This is a genomic window from Psychrobacter sp. T6-1 (assembly GCF_052258445.1).
Window position 1 is genome coordinate 1 of record NZ_JBQQFC010000391.1, and the last position, 1,882, is coordinate 1,882.

At 46.3% G+C, this 1,882-nt stretch carries 2 protein-coding genes; both read left to right on the plus strand.

Features of this window, described 5'->3' with window-relative positions; translation table 11 throughout:
* On the plus strand, positions 1 to 804 hold an 804-nt coding region (gene trpD, locus ACTXGO_RS16360; RefSeq protein ID WP_443574835.1), incomplete at its 5' end, for an anthranilate phosphoribosyltransferase.
* 60 nt (positions 805 to 864) lie between these two features.
* Positions 865 to 1,758 (plus strand): indole-3-glycerol phosphate synthase TrpC, encoded by an 894-nt coding sequence (gene trpC, locus ACTXGO_RS16365; RefSeq protein ID WP_443542299.1) that lies wholly within the window; start codon positions 865 to 867, stop codon positions 1,756 to 1,758.
* Positions 1,759 to 1,882 lie beyond the last annotated feature (124 nt).

Here is a 1,882-nt window from a genome sequence, read left to right on the forward strand (position 1 = left end):
ACGGGCGGTGATGGCGCTAATCTATTCAATGTCTCTACTGCCTCAGCATTAGTTGCCGCCGCGGCTGGCGCGCAAGTCGCCAAGCACGGTAATCGCGGCGTCTCAACTAAGTCCGGTAGCTCAGACTTATTGGAACAAGCGGGTATCAGTTTAGCCCTTACTCCCGATCAGGCGCTAGAGTGTATTCAGAATGAGGGTATTGGGTTTTTGTTTGCGCCCAATCACCACAGTGCTATGCGTTATGCCAACCCGATACGCCGTGAGCTCAAAGCCCGCACTATCTTTAACATTTTGGGCCCTTTGACCAATCCAGCTGGCGTGCCTAATTTAGTGATTGGCGTGTTTACCGCGCAGCTGTGTGAGCCTATCGCTAAAGTCATGAAAAACCTAGGGGCCAATCATGTGATGGTGGTCGGTGCCAAAGATGGCCTTGATGAAATTAGCCTTGCGACTTCTACTACCATCGCTGAGCTTAAAGACGGTGAAATATCGGTTTATGAGCTAATGCCAGAAGATGCGGGGGTTGAGTCACAGACGCTCATTGGTCTCGATGTAGAGTCGCCTAAAGACAGTCTTGAGCTAATACGTGCTGCGCTCTCAGGAGAGGAGACTCATGACCGCGCGGTGCTCAAAGCCCGTGATATGATTGCGCTCAATGCAGGTGCTGCTATTTATACTGCGGGTCTGGCGAGCAACTACCCTAATGGCGTCAACCGTGCTCAGGCCGTTATCCAAAACGGTGATGCTCTTCGTAAGCTTGAATCTCTAGCGGCCTATACACAAAAGCTTGCAGCTGGTGCTTAGGGATATAGAGTAGTAAACTCTAAATTAAATAACGCTTAAACCAAAATACTTGGAAATACCATGACGACAAGTACCGACACGCAAACTCATATACCCTCAGTGCTACAACGTATCATCAAAACCAAATACGATGAAGTTGCTGCTGCCAAAAAAGAGCAGCCCTTAGCCGTATTACAAGAGCAAGCCGCTAATGACAACCATCCGCGTCGCGGTTTTGCCAACGCCTTGCGAGAAGCTGCCATGAAAGACAAGGGTGTAGGGGTCATCGCTGAGATAAAAAAAGCCTCACCGTCCAAAGGCATCATTAATCATAACTTCTCCCCTGCTCTATTTGCCAAGCAATACGAGCAAGCCGGTGCCAGTTGTCTATCGGTACTTACCGATCGTGATTACTTTCAAGGCGATGACACTTTTCTTTTGCAGGCAAGTAATGAGTCTAGCCTACCTATATTGCGCAAAGACTTTATGATAGATGTTTATCAAATTTATCAGTCCTACTTGCTCGGCGCTGATTGTATTTTGCTGATTATGGCTTGTCTTAATGACGCACAAGTGGCAGAGCTACATGCTTTGAGTTTAGAGCTGGGTATGGATGTTTTGATTGAAATACATACGCAAAACGAGCTTGAGCGAGCACTAACGCTACCGCGCTCGAACCATAATATCTATGGTATCAACAATCGTGATTTGAACACCTTTGAAGTTGATCTGCAAAACACCCTTAGACTAAAAAACCTTTTACTAGACGCCTTATCAGTAGATACATCGGCTGGCGACAATCACACACAAAAACCCCTCATCGTGACCGAAAGCGGTATTCATAGCGTGGATGATATTCGCTTAATGCTTGACAATGATATTGAGCACTTTTTGATCGGTGAGCATTTTATGAAGACCGATCATCCCGGACAAGCCCTGCAATCGCTACTTGCTAGCATCCCTGCTGGCGCGTAAAGTAAGCAAACTAAATCCTTTTATTCACTCATCAACGATACAGCAATCATTATGGCAAATTCCCTATTTTCAAAAGAGATGCAAAACCAGCTTCAAGAACTTAAAGGTCAATTAAGTAAAGGCC

Excerpts from the sequence above, each read along its gene's own strand:
- trpC (WP_443542299.1), top strand. The coding sequence starts at position 865 with ATGACGACAAGTACCGACACGCAAACTCATATACCCTCAGTGCTACAA.